Source organism: Citrobacter sp. C5_2 (genome assembly GCF_014596845.2).
Lineage (GTDB): Bacteria > Pseudomonadota > Gammaproteobacteria > Enterobacterales > Enterobacteriaceae > Citrobacter > Citrobacter werkmanii.
In genome coordinates, this window is the sequence record NZ_CP115032.1 from 498947 (window position 1) to 516606 (window position 17660).

General features: G+C 50.3%; 17 protein-coding genes. 1 reads left to right on the plus strand and 16 read right to left on the minus strand.

Annotated elements, in window-relative coordinates; all coding sequences use genetic code 11:
• Nucleotides 1–68: 68 nt before the first annotated feature.
• The 4 genes from ICA20_RS02480 to ICA20_RS02495 all read right to left on the minus strand — a co-directional run bounded on the left by ICA20_RS02480 (nt 69) and on the right by ICA20_RS02495 (nt 6339).
• On the minus strand, nt 69–1094 hold the full coding sequence (locus ICA20_RS02480; RefSeq protein ID WP_038634415.1) for an amino acid ABC transporter substrate-binding protein: 1026 nt from the start codon (nt 1092–1094) through the stop codon (nt 69–71).
• A 466-nt stretch (nt 1095–1560) separates the two neighbouring features.
• Entirely contained in the window at nt 1561–1782 is a 222-nt protein-coding gene (locus ICA20_RS02485) for a lipoprotein (RefSeq protein ID WP_003025292.1), read from the minus strand.
• Nucleotides 1783–2053: 271 nt separating this feature from the next.
• Nucleotides 2054–5167 carry an efflux RND transporter permease subunit gene (locus ICA20_RS02490; protein WP_038634411.1) on the minus strand — a complete coding sequence of 1038 codons (3114 nt, stop codon included), beginning with the start codon at nt 5165–5167 and terminating at the stop codon, nt 2054–2056.
• A gap of 11 nt (nt 5168–5178) precedes the next feature.
• Nucleotides 5179–6339 (minus strand): efflux RND transporter periplasmic adaptor subunit, encoded by a 1161-nt coding sequence (locus ICA20_RS02495; protein ID WP_038634408.1) that lies wholly within the window; start codon nt 6337–6339, stop codon nt 5179–5181.
• 413 nt (nt 6340–6752) lie between these two features.
• On the opposite strand from ICA20_RS02495, the gene envR reads away from it, so the two are divergent.
• The gene (gene envR / locus ICA20_RS02500) at nt 6753–7409 is read left to right on the plus strand and encodes an acrEF/envCD operon transcriptional regulator (RefSeq protein WP_038634405.1); all 657 of its coding nucleotides are present in this window, start codon (nt 6753–6755) and stop codon (nt 7407–7409) included.
• Between the two features lie 34 nt (nt 7410–7443).
• On the opposite strand, the gene ICA20_RS02505 is transcribed toward envR, so the two are convergent.
• The 12 genes from ICA20_RS02505 to msrP all read right to left on the minus strand — a co-directional run bounded on the left by ICA20_RS02505 (nt 7444) and on the right by msrP (nt 17654).
• Nucleotides 7444–7608 (minus strand): DUF2556 family protein, encoded by a 165-nt coding sequence (locus ICA20_RS02505; protein WP_032940702.1) that lies wholly within the window; start codon nt 7606–7608, stop codon nt 7444–7446.
• Nucleotides 7609–7690: 82 nt separating this feature from the next.
• A complete protein-coding gene (yhdJ, locus tag ICA20_RS02510; RefSeq protein WP_038634402.1) occupies nt 7691–8575 on the minus strand; it encodes an adenine-specific DNA-methyltransferase in 885 nt (294 codons plus the stop codon).
• A gap of 88 nt (nt 8576–8663) precedes the next feature.
• Nucleotides 8664–8960 (minus strand): DNA-binding transcriptional regulator Fis, encoded by a 297-nt coding sequence (gene fis, locus ICA20_RS02515; protein WP_000462905.1) that lies wholly within the window; start codon nt 8958–8960, stop codon nt 8664–8666.
• A gap of 25 nt (nt 8961–8985) precedes the next feature.
• Nucleotides 8986–9951 carry a tRNA dihydrouridine synthase DusB gene (gene dusB, locus ICA20_RS02520; RefSeq protein ID WP_038634395.1) on the minus strand — a complete coding sequence of 322 codons (966 nt, stop codon included), beginning with the start codon at nt 9949–9951 and terminating at the stop codon, nt 8986–8988.
• Between the two features lie 298 nt (nt 9952–10249).
• The gene (locus tag ICA20_RS02525) at nt 10250–10981 is read right to left on the minus strand and encodes a carbonic anhydrase family protein (protein ID WP_230592263.1); all 732 of its coding nucleotides are present in this window, start codon (nt 10979–10981) and stop codon (nt 10250–10252) included.
• Nucleotides 10982–11142: 161 nt separating this feature from the next.
• Nucleotides 11143–12024, minus strand: a complete 882-nt coding sequence (prmA, locus tag ICA20_RS02530) for a 50S ribosomal protein L11 methyltransferase (RefSeq protein WP_038634389.1) — start codon at nt 12022–12024, stop codon at nt 11143–11145.
• Between the two features lie 11 nt (nt 12025–12035).
• Nucleotides 12036–13487, minus strand: coding sequence for a sodium/pantothenate symporter (gene panF / locus ICA20_RS02535; RefSeq protein WP_038634386.1), 1452 nt, complete (start codon nt 13485–13487; stop codon nt 12036–12038).
• Nucleotides 13477–13719, minus strand: a complete 243-nt coding sequence (locus ICA20_RS02540) for a YhdT family protein (RefSeq protein WP_038634384.1) — start codon at nt 13717–13719, stop codon at nt 13477–13479. The genes panF and ICA20_RS02540 overlap by 11 nt, the downstream gene beginning before the upstream one ends.
• 107 nt (nt 13720–13826) lie before the next feature.
• Nucleotides 13827–15176: an acetyl-CoA carboxylase biotin carboxylase subunit gene (gene accC, locus ICA20_RS02545; RefSeq protein WP_003828838.1), complete on the minus strand. Its 1350-nt coding sequence runs from the start codon at nt 15174–15176 to the stop codon at nt 13827–13829.
• A 10-nt stretch (nt 15177–15186) separates the two neighbouring features.
• Nucleotides 15187–15657 carry an acetyl-CoA carboxylase biotin carboxyl carrier protein gene (gene accB, locus ICA20_RS02550; RefSeq protein WP_003025210.1) on the minus strand — a complete coding sequence of 157 codons (471 nt, stop codon included), beginning with the start codon at nt 15655–15657 and terminating at the stop codon, nt 15187–15189.
• A gap of 392 nt (nt 15658–16049) precedes the next feature.
• Nucleotides 16050–16649 (minus strand): protein-methionine-sulfoxide reductase heme-binding subunit MsrQ, encoded by a 600-nt coding sequence (msrQ, locus tag ICA20_RS02555; RefSeq protein WP_038634380.1) that lies wholly within the window; start codon nt 16647–16649, stop codon nt 16050–16052.
• Nucleotides 16650–17654, minus strand: coding sequence for a protein-methionine-sulfoxide reductase catalytic subunit MsrP (msrP, locus tag ICA20_RS02560; RefSeq protein WP_038634377.1), 1005 nt, complete (start codon nt 17652–17654; stop codon nt 16650–16652).
• Nucleotides 17655–17660: the final 6 nt, after the last annotated feature.

The window sequence follows — 17660 nt, forward strand, 5'->3', positions numbered from 1 at the left end:
AGAAAACCTCGGTAACAATGACTCTGGGCTGAGCGCCGCAGCTGCGGCGCCCGTTACATCACTTTGTATTAGCGCACCGGTGGCGCATATTGAATGCCACCGTTGTTCCAGAGGTTGTTCTGTCCACGTTTGATCTTCAATGGACTTTCCGATCCAACGTTACGTTCAAAGATCTCCGAGTAGTTACCTACTTGCTTAATAATGTTATAAGCCCATTTGTTATCAAGCTTCAGATCCTTACCATAATCCCCTTCTTTACCTAACAGATGCGCCATATCCGGCGTTGCAGGATTAGCCGCTTTTTCGTCAACGTTTTTCGAGTTAACACCCATCTCTTCCGCATTCAGCATGGCGAACAGCGTCCAGCGAACAATGGAGAACCATTCATCGTCGCCACGACGTACAACCGGACCTAAGGGTTCTTTAGAAATAACTTCTGGCAGGACAATCCATTCTGCAGGATTGCTCAGCTTGATTCGCAGGGCGTACAACTGAGACTGGTCGGAGGCCAGTGTATCGCAACGTCCTGATTCCAGTGCCTTAGCCGATTCATCCGAGCGGTCAAAAGTGACAGGGGTATACTTCATATTGTTGGCTTTAAAGTAGTCAGCCACGTTCAGTTCGGTATCGGTTCCTGCCTGAATACACACCGTTGCGCCATCCAGTTCTTTGGCGCTCTTCAGGCCGGCTTTATTGTGGGTAAGAAAACCAATGCCATCGTAATAGGTTACGCCAGTGAAAGACATGCCCATACCTGCATCACGAGAGGAGGTCCATGTGGTATTACGCGAGAGCATGTCGACTTCGCCAGACTGTAACGCGGTAAAACGTTCCTTGGCGGTAAGTGGGGTATATTTTACTTTGGTATCATCGCCAAATACGGCGGAGGCAACGCCTCGGCATACGTCGACATCAATACCTGAAAATTTACCGCTCGCATCGGCGTAAGAGAAGCCAGGCAACCCGTCACTGATCCCGCATTGCACAAACCCTTTTTTCTTTACGGCATCAAGTGTTGCGCCGGCATGCGCCTGATTTGCAATCGCAAGGAGCACGCCGGCCGCAGCCAGGCTGGCTATTATCATCTTTTTCATAGAGCATCCTGTGTGGAGGAATTATTGTTATGAAAACGTTCTGAAAACGTCTTTTACCGGTCTGTGGCTTTGGCCATACTCTTTTAAGCAAAGGTAGTGCCAGGTTTTTGCGCACGATTATTCGACGCAATATGCAGAGTGTAGACAGGAAAAAATAAATGCAGCGCCCTGAAGTGGTGCAAAATTGAAACGTAAGCCACATTTCAGCGCAAAAATTTTAAAAACAGACAGGACGCGTGATAACGATTTCGGACGTTAATATTGATCGCGTGAGAATAATGAAAAGAAAACGCGGTGTAACGAAGAACAGGAAAAATGCTAATTTCAAATCGTGGATATGTGAGGGATATCTATAATAATTTTATTATTCAGTAAGAGCTATAAACCAACGTTTTGTCTTATATGTGAATTTTATTTTATTGCTAAAAGCGCGGTAACCACCGCGCTTTAAAACCTTTAAGAAGAGTTATTTGGTCAGGGCAACTATCCCAAGCGTCAATCCGGCAACGGCGGCTGCGCCACCAGCGATGGCACCGGCTGTTTCCCAGTTATCCTGCGTGGTGCCTTTCATACAGGTATTGGTATGAACCAGGCGTCCCTGATCGTCGTATACAGGTACGCAGGGAGAATCGTGTGCACAACCGGCAAGAAACGCGGTAAGCAATGCAACGGATATTAATCTTTTCATGATGTTACCTCAAAAATAAGCGTTTCGCTAATTGAGCAAAGACAAACGCTAAGCCATCTGCGAACTCGGTCATTATTTTACCACTTCTTAAAAAAAGACTGACAGGAGGAATAATCTCAATTCATGTGGATTGTAAAAATAATGGATAAAAAGAAAGGTTGCGGGTGGGTTTGAAGGAACGACTTAAATGAAATAAATGGCTATCTTATTAATAAACAAAGAGAGAGTGTACTGATGAAAAAGGCGTCCGTAGACGCCTTTATTTTACAAATTAATCAGTGTGCCGACTAAAACGCCGTCTGACGACAACAAAGAAGACGGGAACAAAGAAGATCGCCAACAATGTTGCGGTTAGCATTCCCCCCATTACACCTGTACCGACCGCATTCTGCGCACCGCTACCCGCACCGTGGCTGATAACCAGAGGCATAACCCCCAGAATGAAGGCCAGAGAGGTCATCAGGATAGGGCGAAGACGCATGCGGGATGCCTCCAACGTCGCTTCGATTAGTCCTTTGCCCTCTTTATCCATCAGGTCTTTGGCAAACTCGACGATCAAGATGGCGTTTTTAGCCGAGAGACCGATAGTGGTTAGCAACCCAACCTGGAAATACACGTCGTTATTCATCCCACGTAGCGATGCTGCTAACAGTGCGCCAACCACGCCAAGCGGTACAACCAGCATCACCGAGAACGGAATTGACCAACTCTCATACAAAGCGGCAAGGCAAAGGAAGACAACGATGAGCGAGATGGCATACAGCGCAGGCGCCTGGTTCCCCGAGAGTCGTTCCTGATAGGACATACCCGTCCAGTCATGGCCGATACCGTTAGGCAGTTTCTCAGCCAGACTTTCCATCAGCGCCATCGCTTCACCGGTGCTTCGGCCTGGGGCCGCTTCCCCTAACAGTTCCATTGAAGGCATGCCGTTGTAACGTTCCAGGCGTGGTGACCCGTAGATCCAATGTGCGGAACTGAACGTGGAGAACGGTACCATTTCGCCGTTGGCGCTACGAACATACAGATTATTGATGTCTTCCGGCAACATACGGAATTTGGCATCGGCCTGTACGTACACTTTTTTCACGCGGCCACGGTCTATGAAGTCATTGACGTAATAGCCACCCAGCGCAGCGGAGATGGTTTCATTAATATCGGACAGCGAGACGCCAAGGGCCTGGGCTTTTTCCTGATCAACATCCAGTTTGAACTGCGCGGTATCCTCGAGACCATTTGGACGCACGCGAACCAACAGGTCAGGATGTTTAGCAACCATGCCCAAAAGTTGGTTACGCGCTTGTGTTAACGCGGTATGTCCCAGCCCGCCCTGGTCAATCAGTTCGAAGTCGAAGCCGGTTGCGGTACCCAGTTCAACAATGGCTGGCATGTTGAAAGGGAACACTAAGCCATCACGAATCTGGCTAAACGCACGGGTTGCTCTGGCGATAATCGATTCAACGTTATTCTCGTCGCCATTGCGTTCTTCCCAGGGCTTGAGGCTGACAAACGCCATCCCTGAGTTTTGCCCCTGTCCGCTGAAGCTAAAGCCGTTAACCGTAAAGACGCTTTCGACGTTGGCTTTCTCGTTATTCAGGTAGTAGTGGGTAACCTGATCCAGCACTTTCTGGGTTCGCTCTTGCGTTGCGCCGGCCGGAAGCTGAATCATCGTCAGGAATACGCCCTGATCTTCTTCTGGCAAGAAGGAGGTTGGAAGGCGCATAAACAACACCGCCATCCCAATCACGATAACCAGGTAGACGACCAGGTAACGCCCGGTTTTACGCACAATACTGCTGACGCTATTGGTGTAATGATTGACGCTGTGATCGAATTTGGCATTAAACCAGCCAAAGAAACCGCTTTTATTCTCGTGATGTTCCGCCGATACCGGCTTCAACAGCGTTGCACAAAGCGCGGGAGTCAGGATCAGCGTTACCAGCACTGAAAGCGCCATGGCAGAAACGATGGTGATAGAGAACTGCCGATAGATAGCCCCGGTTGAGCCGCCAAAGAAGGCCATCGGGATAAATACCGCAGACAGCACCATGGCGATACCGACCAGCGCGCCCTGAATTTGTGACATGGATTTTTCTGTCGCCTCTTTGGGCGGCAGATTATCTTCCATCATCACACGTTCCACGTTTTCCACCACCACTATCGCATCATCAACCAATAGGCCGATGGCGAGTACCATGCCGAACATCGTCAGGGTGTTTATGGAGTAGCCAAACGCGGCAAGCACGGCAAATGTGCCCAACAATACAACAGGCACGGCAATGGTTGGAATGAGCGTAGCCCGGATGTTTTGCAGGAACAAATACATCACGAGGAATACCAGTATGATTGCTTCAAACAGCGTTTTCACGACCTCATGAATGGAGATAGTGACGAACGGCGTGGTGTCATACGGGTAGACCACCTTCATTCCCTGTGGGAAGAACGGTTGCAGCTCAACCAGCTTGGCTTTGATAGCGTTAGCGGTATCCAGCGCGTTTGCGCCGGTTGCCAGTTTAATCCCGAGACCGGAGGCTGGTTTACCGTTAATACGCGCGACCACGTTGTAGTTCTCACCACCCAACTCAATACGCGCGACATCCTTCAGGTGAACAACCGAACCATCGCTGTTGACGCGTAACGTGACCTTCCCGAATTCTTCAGGATCTTTCAGGCGTGTCTGCGCGATGATTGAGGCGTTAAGCTGCTGATTAGGCAACGCAGGCGTACCGCCCAACTGACCGGCGGCAATCTGATCGTTCTGCACCTGCAACTGATTGATCACATCAACCGGTGTGAGCTGGTACTTATTCAACAAGTTTGCATCCAGCCAGATGCGCATAGCGTACTGCGCACCAAACAGCTGTACGTCACCCACACCATTCAGACGGCTGATTGAGTCTTTAACGTTCGAGGCGACGTAGTCGGAAATATCATCCTGCGTGGTTTGCGGGTTGTCAGAAACGAAACCCGCGACCATCAAAAAGCTGCTACTTGATTTCTCGACACTGATCCCCTGCTGCTGAACTTCTTGCGGCAGTAAGGGGGTGGCGAGCTGCAGCTTGTTTTGCACCTGAACTTGCGCGATATCGGGGTCGGTACCGGACTGGAAGGTCAGCGTGATGGTCACACTCCCGGCAGAATCGCTGGTAGAGGACATATACATCAGGTTATCGATACCGTTCATATTCTGTTCGATAACCTGCGTGACGGTATCCTGCACCGTCTGCGCATCCGCACCTGGATAGGTGGCGGAAATCGATACGGCAGGGGGCGCGATGGTCGGGTACTGCGCCACGGGCAGTTGCATGATTGCCAGAGCGCCCGCCATCATCAGAATGATGGCCAGTACCCAAGCAAAGATAGGACGCCTGATAAAAAAGTTAGCCATATCCGGTTACCTTATTGGGCTTTCGTCGCAGGGGTTTCGGTATCGACGGTTGCTTTAACCTGAACGCCAGGGCGTGCTTTCTGTAAGCCGCTCACGATAACTTTGTCACCGGGTTGCAGACCTTCGCTGATGAGCCATTTGTCGCCAATGGCTTGAGCGGCGACAACTGTCCGCGCTTCAACCTGGCTCTTGTCGTTAACGACCATCACGGTGGCATCGCCGCGTGGCGTGCGCGTTACACCCTGCTGCGGAACAAGAATGGCATTCGGTTGGACGCCTTCATCAATGCGCGCGCGCACAAACATGCCTGGCAGCAGCGTGTGCTGTGGGTTAGGGAATACGGCTCTGAGAGTGATTGATCCGGTGCTTTCATCAACCGTCACATCAGAAAATTGCAATGAGCCTTTCAGCGGATATGCCTGACCATTTTCCATCACCAGTTCGACGGTACTGCTGGCGCTGTCTTTATGCAGACTACCTTGTTCAATAGACTGCTTGAGGCGCATAAAGTCGTTACTGGATTGCGTGACGTCGACATAGATAGGATCGAGCTGTTGCACGGTAGCAAGCTCAGTTGCCTGACCATTCGTGACCAATGCGCCTTCGGTGACGTTAGATTTACCGATACGTCCGCTAATGGGCGATGTTACTTTGGTGTAGGCCAGGTTGATACGTGCGCTTTCGACCGCCGCTTTTGCCGCGATTACGGAGGCATCAGCCTGGCGGGCATCAGCAATTGCCTGATCGTACTCTTGCTGGCTGATGTATTTAGTGCCAACCAGCAGCACATAACGTTTTACCGTTAAATGCGCGATAGCGGCGGCCGCTTCGCTCTTTGCCAGTTCGCCTTTGGCGCTGTCATAGTCAGCCTGGTAAGTCGCTGGATCGATCTGATAAAGCGATTGACCGGCTTCAACATCGCTCCCCTCGGTGAAATTCCGTTTAAGTACAATTCCGCTAACCTGAGGACGGACTTCTGCAATACGGAATGCTGTGGTGCGCCCGGGTAATTCGGTCGTCACGGCTAAAGGGGCCTTTTCGACGACATGGACAGTCACCTGCGGCTCTGCGGGATGTGCTTGTGTTTCTCCCTGATCGTTACAACCGGCGAGTAATGCAGCGGAGATGATGATGAATGAGGGCAGGAGTGAAAACCTGGCATTTTTCGTCATTTCTATTCCTTAAAAAACCGAACGCTCGTTATTAACCGGGTAACAGCGGGGGTGATAACGCGCACAAGAAAAATAATAGTTGGCTATCCTACAAATTATTAGCTTGCGATGTAAGCAATACTTATTTATTGGCGGGGGTGACGGCACATAAAAGCAAAAAAAGATTAATCATCTACCGTTTCATTGTGATATTTATAGCAACACTATGATGCTGATAAATACATCTTGAAATGATCATCTGATTGGTGAATATATTGGTTTCTGTTATTTGTCTTATCTATTCGTGTGTAATGTCCGCAATTAAATACTTTTGCCCTCGTCTAAATAAACGCTAAGTGATACATTTGTTCCAGATAGAAAATATTAGATAAGAAAGTTAATCATTCTCCACTCCAATCCAGATAGTCGGAATCATGGCCAGAAAAACGAAAGCGGATGCCCTCAAAACGCGACAGCACCTGATGGAAACGGCGATTGTACAGTTTGCCGCACGTGGCGTAAGTAATACGACGCTAAACGACATAGCGGATGCCGCCAATGTGACGCGGGGTGCACTTTATTGGCATTTCGAAAATAAAACTCAATTGTTTAATGAGCTATGGTTACAACAACCTCCCTTACGCGATCTTATTCAGGACAAGCTTATTGGTCGTTGGGGGGATAACCCTTTACAGCGGTTGCGTGAAAAATTTGTGGTGGGATTACAATATATTGCGGAGAACCCTCGCCAGCAGGCATTAATGCAGATTTTATATCATAAATGCGAATTCCATAAAGATATGATATCAGAGCAGGCCATTCGCGATAAAATAGGTCTCAGCCACCAAAGCATTCGCGATTCTCTCCAACGGTGCGTAGATGAAAATTTGATTGCCACCAGTCTGGATTTAGACGTCATCATAATTATTTTGCATGGTAGCTTTAGCGGAATAATAAAAAACTGGCTAATGAATCCAGAGAGTTATGATCTTTATGGGCAAGCGCCAGCATTAGTTGATAATGTATTAAAAATGTTAAGCCCGGATGGCTGTGTAATGCAATTAATACAGAGTGAAAACCAGGTTGGGTAGTTTAGCCGCCAGGGCCTGACGGCTGTCGACGGTGCTAGTCGAGATCGGCGCAGTTGACCAGCTTTAGGGGATTCACTGAGTTCATATTCCGGCACTTGTCGTGCTCTGTCGTCATCAGTTCTATCCACTGGATGAGCAGCGCATCAAAAAGAAAAACGAAGACCGCAAAAACAACCAGCCACCAATACTTGCGAATCATTGCTTAATCCTGTGTATTCATGCCCAAGCGTGCAGGGAATATACACGAAATCAGTAAGCTGAAAAGCAGACTTACAATGCTTTTACTTTGCCGAAAGAGCGCCACTGTTTGCTGTTAATCGGCTCTTTTTAGACAGGTTTTTTGTCTTACGTTTTTTCACTTTTGCAAGTTCAGTCTCTGAAAAATGAGAACCGATACTCAGTCTTCTGAGCCCCATTTTTACGTATTCAGCATTGATTTCGATACCGACAAATTTGCGACCTAATTCCACAGCGGTGGCGCCGGTTGTAAAGCTGCCGGCAAACGGATCGAGCACTTTGTCATCCGGGTTGGAGGAAGCCAGAATGATCCGTTCCAGGAGGGCTTTGGGTTTTTGAGTGGGGTGATTTTCGTATTCATCCATCAGATAGCGAACGCGGGGAAAATCCCAGACATTGCCAGGTACTTTTTTCTGATTGTAAGGCTGGGGCGGATTCTTTCTGTAGTCTATTAGCGCACGTTTAGCGCCCGTTTTGGCTTCAACCAGAATATCATCACGATTAAACGTGTACTTTTTCTGATCTTTTACCATCATCAGGATAGGTTCATACATCGAACCAAAGTAGTTTTTAGCCTGTACCCCTGAGCTATCATATGACCACACGATACGGCTTTTGATGGTAAAAAGCTGGCGACATTTGAGGTCGATGTACGGCATGTTCTCCGTACTGTTCATGATGTACATGCTACCGTGTGGTTTGAGAATACGATGGCACTCGTCGATACACTCAAACAGCCACGCCAGAAAGGTCTCTTCGTCCCAGGATTCCACCATCCCGTCAAAGTCTTTGCCGATGTTATAAGGTGGGTCGGCAAAAATGAGATCGATGCTTTCAGCGGGTAGCTTTTTTAGCTCGGTCAGCGCATCACCCAGGATTATCTTTTTAGATTCATCGCCAAAATAGACAGGTTCACATCTTGCGTTCATCGCCAAAGCCTCCCGTGTGACATTAATAAAAAAGGCGCTTCCCCATGCCGAGTAGCGCCTTTTAAAACAAACATTTAACTGATTAGTATCAGTTCATGCCGTATTTTTTCAGTTTTTTACGCAGCGTACCACGGTTGATGCCCATCATCAGGGCAGCACGGGTCTGGTTGCCGCGGGTGTATTGCATCACCATGTCCAACAGGGGCTGTTCTACTTCAGCCAGTACCAGCTCATAGAGATCATTAACGTCTTGACCGTTCAATTGAGCAAAATAGTTCTTCAGTGCCTGTTTAACCGAGTCACGCAGAGGCTTTTGAGTTACCTGGTCCTGAGAGTTAACGGTAGAAACGGTCAGTACGTCAGAATTTACGCGTTGTTCGAACATAGTTCTGTCAGCTCTTTATTTCTGTTTACGCAAAATTTTCGAAGTATGCCTCCAACGCCGCCAGCTGTTCGCTGGAATCTTCAATGGCGTTGAATGTGCGCCGAAACTGGTCATCCGGAGCGTGTTCCTGGAGATACCAGGATACGTGTTTACGCGCAATTCGGTACCCTTTTGCATGACCATAAAAGTCGTGCAGTTCCCGAACATGCGCACAAAGCAAGCGCTTCACCTCTGCCAGTGGCAGCGGGGGCAGCAGCTCCCCAGTGTCCAGATAATGCTGGATTTCCCGAAAGATCCAGGGTCTTCCCTGAGCTGCACGGCCTATCATCAGGGCATCCGCCCCCGTATAGTCGAGTACAGCTCTGGCTTTAAGCGGGTCAGTAATGTCGCCATTCGCGATAATCGGAATGGAAACTTTCTGCTTAACTGCCCGAATACTGTCGTACTCAGCATCTCCATTGAACAAACAGGCGCGGGTGCGTCCATGAATGGTCAGAGCCTGAATGCCACAGTCTTCAGCCAGTTGGGCAATCTCTACGCAGTTACGGTGTTCCGGAGCCCAGCCGGTGCGAATCTTGAGTGTGACAGGAACGTCCACTGCATTGACGACCTCGGTTAGTATTGATTTCACTAAATCCGGGTACTGCAAGAGGGCTGAACCTGCGAGCTTGCGATTCACTTTTTTAGCCGGACACCCCATATTGATATCAATAATCTGGGCGCCGCTTTCCACGTTAATACGTGCGGCATCGGCCATCTCAACAGGATCGCTACCGGCAATTTGCACCGTGCGAATTCCTGGCTCGTCAACGTGCACCATCCGTAAACGAGACTTGTCGCTTTCCCAAACCTGCGGGTTAGAAGACATCATCTCGGATACCGTCAATCCGGCTCCCATCTCATAGCACAGCGTCCTGAATGGTCTGTCAGTGATGCCAGCCATAGGTGCTGCGATCAGGCGATTTCTGAGCTGGTGTTGTCCGATGCGCATGAGTTAAGAAATGACCATACTGTGACTGCAAGGCGGCGTATATTACGCATTTTTCGCACGAGATGAAAGGCCAAACTTTGACCAATCCACTGAGGTGGATCAATGAATTGCTGTAAATATGAGCTCATGAAAATATTTAATCATATAAATCATGGCATTACAAAAATGTGTCGATTTTATATACGCATATAATTTTGCGTAACTTCTCATTTTTTCTTCAGTTACAGAAGGTACTGACAAGATATTCTGCTGAATTAATCAGCAAATTACCTCGCTATTGTGTGATCGTTACCTCATTTTAGTACAGGATCTCGGTGCCACCTGAATTGCTGTCCGTAATCGTGCGTTCATTCAGCGGCTGCGGTGGACGATTGTTCGCTGGCCCAACAATGTAGTGAAATTTATCCAACTGTTCGGCGGAAAGGGCCACAGGCTTTTTCAGGACAACCCAGGTGACGCCTTCAGTACAGGGAGGCGTTGTTATCGAGCCACTGTAGAGCCAGTAGGTCTTATTGTCGGGTAGAAGCTGGTTGATATCGACGGGCGAAAAAATGGGCATGCTGTTGCCCTCCATGGTGGGAAAGGACCCCCACAGGTTTTGAATCGCCTGGTTAGGCTCACCAATGTCAAACATGACCGCCACAATGGCGATATCACCATGTTGGTTTTTATGGGTCAACTGCAGCTCCAGTGGATAGATTTTACCGTTGAGGGTATGTTCGCCTGGAGCGTGAAAATCACAATGTTTTAAATAATAGAGCTTTTCTTCAATTTCAATGAAATTAGGGGTGTAGGAGCTCATTGTTGCCTGCAGCGTATGGTTAATGCTGCGAAATCTTGTCGGGCCATCAATGTATTGTAAATTGAGCGCGGGCAGGCCGAGTTTGCTGGTTGTCGTGGTCTGGATATCAACGGGTGACTGGTTGATACCCGTCTGACACGTTGCATACTCTTTGCTTATTTTGCCCCACTGCGCAGGGCCGGTTCCTCCGGTATATCCCCATGGCACGGCCAGCGTCTTCAGGGGCATTAAGCATGCTGCCAGTAAAATTGTTGTAAAACGATGGAAGTGCATACGTTTACTTAGCAAAAAATATAAAAATCAATTAGTTATTATATCGTTGGGTAAAGTATCAGTATGCTGGTCTGTTGTCTGAAAATGGCGTGGTCGGATAACCACGCCGGAAGGGATTATTTTTTCTGTCCGGTAATGCGACACCACTCTTCTTTCTCGATAACCGGATCGAGCGTAAAGAGGTCGGCATAGGCTTCACAGACGCTTTCCGCCTGGCTGGCAAGAATACCAGAAAGCCCCAGCAAACCGCCCTCAACGGGCAGCACGCTGATTAAAGGTGCGAGTTCACGTAATGGGCCAGCAAGGATGTTGGCGACCACCACATCGGCTTTCATCGACTCTGGCTGGTCTTTAGGCAGATAAAGTTCCAGACGCTCAGAAACGCCATTACGTTGGGCGTTATCACGGCTGGCCTGAATCGCTTGCGGATCGATATCTACACCAATCGCTTTCGCTGCACCCAGCTTCAGTGCCGCAATGGCAAGGATGCCGGATCCGCAGCCAAAGTCGATAACCGTTTTACCGTTAAGATCGAGACCGTCCAGCCATTGCAGGCACAGAGAGGTGGTTGGGTGAGTACCGGTACCAAATGCCAGACCCGGGTCGAGCATCACGTTGACGGCGTTCTCATCCGGGACATCGCGCCAGCTTGGGCAAATCCACAGACGTTCGCCAAAGCGCATCGGGTGGAAGTTGTCCATCCATTCGCGTTCCCAGTCTTTGTCTTCGAGCTGTTCGATTTTATGCGCGAAGCCAGCACCCAGTAGTGGGTGCTGCTCCAGAATCGCAACGACTTCTTTCATGTCGGTTTCTGCATCGAACAAGCCGATAACGTCGGTATCGCCCCACAGGCGAGTCTCGCCCGGCAGAGGTTCAAATACCGGCGTATCATGCGTATCCTGGAAAGTAATGGAAACGGAGCCCGCTTCCATCAGCGCATCGCTCAACTCTTCAGCGTTTGCACCGGTCGTGTTCAGTTTCAGTTGAATCCATGGCATGGCAAAACTCTTTATTTATCAGTAGTCAATATGGCGACTTGCGGAACGGCGGAACCGAAACGGTTGCCGATCAGGAAAGCCAGCAAACTTATCAGTAATGAGGGTACAATCGGATGAAAGCCCAGGTACTGAATGTTAAAAGTAGCGAGTACGGCATAAAGTACGCCGCCGACAATCATTGCGCTCAGTGCGCCTGCCGCGTTTGCCCGCTCCCAGTAAAGGCCCAGCACCAGCGGCCATAGGAAGACGGCTTCCAACCCGCCAAACGCCAGCAGGTTAAGCCAGATAATCATCTCCGGCGGCTTCCACGCGGCCAGCAGCAGTAACGCGCCCAGCAGCAGAGTGATCACTGCCGACATGCGTTTCAGCCGTGTTTCATTTTGCAGTTGTTCCGGGCGAAGGTTCAGATAGAGATCTTTAATGATCGTAGCGGAACTTTGCAGCAATTGGGCATTGATCGTCGACATGATCGCGGCCATGGGCGCGGCGAGGAAGATCCCGGCTGCTACCGGTGGCAAGACTTTTACCATTAGCGTGGGAATAACCAGATCCGGTACCGTCAGGTCAGGGATCACCGCCCGGCCCAACGCGCCGGCCAGATGCATACCAAACATCAGGACAGCCACCACGATGGTGCCAATGATAATTCCACGGTGTACCGCTTTGCTGTCCTTATAGGAGATGCAGCGCACCGCCGTATGCGGCAGGCCAATCACGCCAAAGCACACCAGTACCCAGAATGAAGTCATAAATGTGGGGGACAGAATGTCATCAGCGCCCTGCGGCGAGACCAGTTTAGGATCGATGGTTTGCAGAGTGACTACCGCATTGCTGAGACCACCAGCGGCATGGACGACACCGACCAGCAGTACGATAGTCCCAATCAGCATCACCATGCCCTGCATCGTGTCGTTCAACACGCTGGCGCGAAATCCGCCGAACGCCGTGTATAACGCGATACTGACGCCAAAAATCAGCAGGCCGGTTTCGTAAGGGATACCCGCTGCCGTTTCCAGCAAACGCGCACCGCCAATAAACTGTACGGTCATTGCACCGACAAACGCGACCAGCAGGCTGAGGCTCGCCAGCCACACCAGCAGGCGGCTTTGGTAGCGGGCAAACAGCATATCGTTGAGGGTAACCGCATTATAACGGCGTGCCAGAATGGCGAATTTTTTGCCGAGAATACCCAACGACAGCCAGACGGCGGGCAGTTGGATCATCGCTAACAAAACCCATCCCAGCCCGTATTTATAAGCAGCACCAGGGCCGCCGATAAACGAGCTGGCGCTAATGTAGGTTGCCGTTAGCGTCATGGCTAACACGACCCCGCCCATGGAGCGGCTGCCGAGGAAATACTCATTCAGGAAGGTGCCGGTCGACCTTTTGCGCATGGCGTAAACAGAGAGACCGAAAACCACCAGAAGATAGGCGACCAGCGGCAAAATAACTTCAAGCTGCATCATCATCCTCCAGCGGAATGTCGCGATAGATAAACTTCACCATCGCCCAGCATAGTACGATGAAAACCAATGGCGTCAGCAGACAGGCCATTTCGAACCAGTGCGGGAGGCCGGTAAAACCCAGAGAGGAGTCTGGTAAGTAAGCGGCCACTAACCATGCGGCAAGATATAAAAGGGTCAGCCACAGCGCCCAGCGCGCCTCTTTATGGGCCTGAACAAAACGAGCGTCCATTTTTTGTCCCTTGTGAATAAAGAAAGCGGGGATTGTACCTTATGGCACCTATGGGAGGGGAGAAAAACAAAAGGCCGGAATTTCCGGCCTTTTCGGTTAACGCTTGCTTACTTTTCCTGAAGTCCGAGTTTTTTCTCCAGGTAGTGGATATTGGTTCCACCATGCTGGAAGTGCTCGTCATTCATGATACGGATCTGCAGATCAACGTTGGTTTTGATGCCGTCGATGATCAGTTCCTGCAAGGCGTTTTTCATGCGGGCGATAGCGACGTCGCGGTTTTCGCCATAGCAAATCAGCTTACCGATCATTGAGTCATAGTACGGAGGTACTGTGTAACCTGCGTAAATATGAGACTCCCAGCGCACACCAAAGCCACCCGGCGCGTGGAAACGCGTGATTTTACCCGGGCTCGGCAGGAAGGTGTTCGGGTCTTCGGCGTTGATACGGCACTCTACCGCATGGCCTTTAACCACAACTTCGTCCTGCTTGATAGACAGCGGCTGACCCGCTGCGATGCGCAGTTGTTCTTTGATCAGGTCAACACCGGTGATCATTTCGGTTACCGGGTGTTCAACCTGAATACGGGTGTTCATTTCAATGAAGTAGAACTCACCGTTTTCGAACAGGAACTCGAAAGTACCCGCGCCGCGATAGCCGATATCCACGCACGCTTTGGCGCAACGCTCGCCGATGTAGCGACGCAGTTCCGGAGTAATGCCCGGTGCTGGTGCTTCTTCGACAACTTTCTGGTGACGACGCTGCATGGAGCAGTCACGCTCTGCCAGATAAATCGCGTTACCCTGACCGTCTGCCAGCACCTGAATTTCGATGTGGCGTGGGTTTTCCAGGTATTTCTCCATGTAGACCATGTCGTTATTGAAAGCCGCTTTCGCTTCCGCTTTGGTCATGGAGATGGATTGCGCCAGTTCGGCATCGCTGCGCACGACGCGCATACCGCGACCGCCGCCGCCGCCGGAGGCTTTGATGATAACCGGGTAGCCGATGCGTTTAGCATGAGCGCGGTTAGCGTCCATGTCATCGCCCAACGGGCCGTCAGAGCCTGGGACAGTCGGTACGCCAGCTTTCTTCATCGCGGTAATCGCGGACACTTTGTCGCCCATCAGGCGGATGGTGTCGGCTTTCGGGCCGATGAAGATAAAGCCGGAACGTTCTACCTGCTCAGCAAAGTTGGCGTTCTCAGAGAGGAAGCCATAACCCGGGTGAATTGCCACCGCGCCAGTGATTTCAGCGGCGCTGATGATAGCCGGGATGTTCAGATAGCTTTTTACGGACGGAGCCGGGCCAATACAGACCGTCTCATCCGCCAGCAATACGTGTTTTAAATCGCGATCCGCGCTTGAATGCACTGCGACAGTCTTGATACCCAGTTCTTTACAGGCACGAAGAATACGCAAGGCAATCTCGCCGCGGTTAGCGATGACAATTTTATCCAACATGTTCGCCTCGTTATTCGATGACGACCAGCGGCTCGTCAAATTCTACCGGTTGACCGCTTTCTACCAGAATCGCTTTAACGACGCCGGATTTGTCGGCTTCGATCTGGTTCATCATTTTCATGGCTTCAACGATGCACAGGGTATCGCCCGCATTCACTTTCTGGCCGATTTCGATGAACGCTTTCGCATCCGGGCTCGGGGTGCGGTAGAACGTACCAACCATTGGGGAGCGTACGATGTGACCACTGATTTCCGCTGCTGCCGGAGCTTCCATACTTGGAGAGGCAGTTTGTGCGACAGCGTTAGACAGAGCTGGCTGCTGCATCACTGGTGCAGCATAAGCCTGTTGCATCATTGGAAAACTTGCAGCTGGCGCCGCACGGCTGATGCGTACAGACTCTTCGCCTTCAGAAATTTCCAGTTCGGAGATGCCTGATTCTTCAACCAGCTCGATCAGTTTTTTAATCTTACGAATATCCATGAGTGGGTTCCGTACTCTTTGTTTAGTGAGATTGTGACAGGCGTTTTACCGCCGTCTGTATAGCATTTTTATAACAGTGAGTGACAAGATGCCACGCATCTCAGGCGTTGCACTGGGTGCTGATGCCATTACATGAGATTGCCAGACTTGTTAGTCATTGTGCGGCTATCTTCTGTCATTTTCGGGTAAAAGACAAAATATACCTTCAATATGCGATTGTCACCCTTTCCGCGCCGTAAAAACGCTACCGGGGATAGCAAAGGCGCACATTATAACTATTTCGTAGCAATTGGCAGCTAAATACTGGTCTTATCAGGGAAGATAATCAACCGTTAACATGTAAAGAAAATCGGATCGTCCGTGTTTTGCAACGTACTGCACATATCGTGAAACTACCGCCACCACTGGCGAAACTTCCTGTAGCGGCAGGCTAACAGCACCGCAGCAAGTGCGGCATAAATAATCGGTTGAGGGGAGATGATTTTAACCGACCACAGATAATGTATGGGTGCCAGGATCGCCACAAGATAGACGAAGTTGTGCAAAAATTGCCAATTCTTACCCAGCTTTCGCTGTGCAGATTGCGTGGACGTTAAGGTGAGAGCAAATAATATGACCCAACTGACAATGCCCAACATCAAATACGGTCGCGAAATGAATTCCCGCCCCAACAGCGCCAGATTATGAATACCTAATTCCAGTAACGCGTAGCTGGTTAAATGCAGCGTCGCCCAGGCGAAACACCATAGCCCTAACAGGCGACGAGTGCGTATCAATAATGGCTGTTTAGCGTAGCGCGCGAGGGGAGAGACCAGCAAGGTCGCCAGTAAGAATTTCAGAGCTGTCCTACCGGTAAAGTGCTGGATATCTTTGACCGGATCGGCGCTCAAACCGCCATGATTTACCGCCCAAAAGAGCCAGATGAACGGCAAAAAGCCGGCAAGATGCAGGCAAACTTTCAGCCCGGTAATGTGCTTTGCAGTCAGACGCACTTAAAAATTCTCCTGCAGATTAAGGCCACGATACAGGGAAGCAACCTCTTCGGCATAACCGTTAAACAACAGCGTGGATTGACGCTGTACGTCCAGAATACCGCCAGCGCCAATAAAACGTTCGGTGGCCTGGGACCAGCGGGGGTGATCGACATGCGGATTCACGTTGGCATAAAACCCATATTCATTAGGCGCGGCCAGGTTCCACGTTGTTGGGGGGCGTTCGCGCGTAAGTTTGATACTCACGATCGACTTTATGCCCTTAAATCCGTATTTCCACGGCACAATTAAGCGGATGGGGGCGCCATTTTGCGGCGGAAGGGCCTTACCATAAACCCCTACGGTAAGCAGGGTTAGTGGATGCATTGCTTCATCCAGGCGTAACCCTTCAACATAGGGATATTTCAGCCCGCCGCCAATAAAGCGATCTTTCTGGCCAGGCATTTCATCCGGGGCGTAGCGCGTTTCGAAAGCGACATATTTTGCGTTGCTGGTGGGTTCAACCTGCGCCAGCAGTTTATGTAATGGAAAGCCAATCCACGGCACCACCATTGACCAGGCTTCCACGCAGCGCATCCGATAAATCCGCTCTTCCAATGGGAAACGGGTGGTCAGCGCATCATGATCGAGAGTGAGGGGGTTTGCGACCTCGCCAGTGATTTTCAAGGTCCACGGATCGGTTTTCAGGCTGCCTGCGTTGGCCGCTGGATCCGCTTTGTCGAGACCAAATTCATAGAAGTTGTTGTAGCCAGAAACTTTATCCGCTGGCGTTAAAGGAAGCGAATTTTGCCAGGCGGTGGGCTTGCTGAAATTAAGCGGCTTACCCGCAGGCGCCGGAGGGCGGTCATTACCCTTAAACCAGCTCAGAAGGTCGGCCTGCGCAGCGTGAGGCAAAGACAACGCGGCAGCGCTGATCCCTAATGCTTTCAGTACCTGGCGGCGCTGCATAAAAAAAGCCGACTCGGCGGTGACGTCGGCTTCTGTAAATGGACGTAATTTCTTCATAACAGA

What these genes read in the sequence shown, in the direction of transcription:
- ICA20_RS02480 (WP_038634415.1), bottom strand. Translation starts at nt 1,094, where the DNA reads ATGAAAAAGATGATAATAGCCAGCCTGGCTGCGGCCGGCGTGCTCCTT.
- ICA20_RS02485 (WP_003025292.1), bottom strand. Translation starts at nt 1,782, where the DNA reads ATGAAAAGATTAATATCCGTTGCATTGCTTACCGCGTTTCTTGCCGGT.
- ICA20_RS02490 (WP_038634411.1), bottom strand. Translation starts at nt 5,167, where the DNA reads ATGGCTAACTTTTTTATCAGGCGTCCTATCTTTGCTTGGGTACTGGCC.
- ICA20_RS02495 (WP_038634408.1), bottom strand. Translation starts at nt 6,339, where the DNA reads ATGACGAAAAATGCCAGGTTTTCACTCCTGCCCTCATTCATCATCATC.
- envR (WP_038634405.1), top strand. Translation starts at nt 6,753, where the DNA reads ATGGCCAGAAAAACGAAAGCGGATGCCCTCAAAACGCGACAGCACCTG.
- ICA20_RS02505 (WP_032940702.1), bottom strand. Translation starts at nt 7,608, where the DNA reads ATGATTCGCAAGTATTGGTGGCTGGTTGTTTTTGCGGTCTTCGTTTTT.
- yhdJ (WP_038634402.1), bottom strand. Translation starts at nt 8,575, where the DNA reads ATGAACGCAAGATGTGAACCTGTCTATTTTGGCGATGAATCTAAAAAG.
- fis (WP_000462905.1), bottom strand. Translation starts at nt 8,960, where the DNA reads ATGTTCGAACAACGCGTAAATTCTGACGTACTGACCGTTTCTACCGTT.
- dusB (WP_038634395.1), bottom strand. Translation starts at nt 9,951, where the DNA reads ATGCGCATCGGACAACACCAGCTCAGAAATCGCCTGATCGCAGCACCT.
- ICA20_RS02525 (WP_230592263.1), bottom strand. Translation starts at nt 10,981, where the DNA reads ATGCCCCTGAAGACGCTGGCCGTGCCATGGGGATATACCGGAGGAACC.
- prmA (WP_038634389.1), bottom strand. Translation starts at nt 12,024, where the DNA reads ATGCCATGGATTCAACTGAAACTGAACACGACCGGTGCAAACGCTGAA.
- panF (WP_038634386.1), bottom strand. Translation starts at nt 13,487, where the DNA reads ATGCAGCTTGAAGTTATTTTGCCGCTGGTCGCCTATCTTCTGGTGGTT.
- ICA20_RS02540 (WP_038634384.1), bottom strand. Translation starts at nt 13,719, where the DNA reads ATGGACGCTCGTTTTGTTCAGGCCCATAAAGAGGCGCGCTGGGCGCTG.
- accC (WP_003828838.1), bottom strand. Translation starts at nt 15,176, where the DNA reads ATGTTGGATAAAATTGTCATCGCTAACCGCGGCGAGATTGCCTTGCGT.
- accB (WP_003025210.1), bottom strand. Translation starts at nt 15,657, where the DNA reads ATGGATATTCGTAAGATTAAAAAACTGATCGAGCTGGTTGAAGAATCA.
- msrP (WP_038634377.1), bottom strand. Translation starts at nt 17,654, where the DNA reads ATGAAGAAATTACGTCCATTTACAGAAGCCGACGTCACCGCCGAGTCG.